This window comes from Neisseria sp. HMSC068C12, from assembly GCF_001814095.1.
Taxonomy (GTDB): domain Bacteria; phylum Pseudomonadota; class Gammaproteobacteria; order Burkholderiales; family Neisseriaceae; genus Neisseria; species Neisseria perflava.
Genome location: NZ_KV814789.1, coordinates 1 through 730, shown reverse-complemented (window position 1 = coordinate 730; position 730 = coordinate 1). Strand labels below are relative to the sequence as shown.

Sequence of the window (730 nt, the reverse complement as noted above, 5' to 3'; positions counted from 1 at the left end):
TGCGTTGGTGCGTTTGATCGGCAGTCCGTCCACTGCGAGCTCGTAAGCGGTTTTGGCACCAAGTCCGTCGATGTGGGCGGTCAGCCGGTTGAGGCGGTCGTATTCGAAGGTTTCGTGACTGCCGTCGGGATAGTCGGTACGGACGGGGTTGCCTGCTGCGTCGTAGTGGTGGCGGGTGGTATGGCCCAGCGCATCGGTAACGGTTTCGAGATCGCCGTATTCGGTGTAACCGAAACGGGTGGTTTCGCCGGTACAGTCGGTAAAGCAGACGAGTTGGTCGAGGGTGTCGTAGTGTAGGCGTCGGGTTTTACCTAAGGCGTCGGTAATGGTTTCGGGCAGCCATTGGGCGTTGTAGCCGTAGCTTGTGGTGTAACCGGCGGGGTCGGTGATGCTGATGAGGTTGCCGCGCTTGTCGTAATCGTAGGCGGTAATCCTGCCTGCGGGATCGTTGACGGCAACCGGCAGGTTGAGGGTTTCGTGGTAGTCGATTTGGGTGCTGCTGCCGTCCGGCGCGGTGATGGCGATGACGTTGCCTTCGGTATCGTAGAGATAGCGGGTTTCGCGTCCGAGCGGGTCGCGTTCTACGGTAATGCGGCCGTAGCTGTCGCGTTCGCTGTCGCTGCGTTGTCCGTCGGCGTCGATGCGGTAGACGAGTTCGCGGTTTTCGTCGAAACCGTACACTTCCGTCCGTCCCAATGCGTCGGTAACGACGGTATGGTCTTTGCGGTAG

1 pseudogene is annotated in these 730 nt (G+C 60.1%); it reads right to left on the bottom strand.

Features of this window, described 5'->3' with window-relative positions:
* Positions 1-730 (bottom strand): annotated as a pseudogene (locus HMPREF2952_RS01915) (RHS repeat protein); the annotation flags it as partial.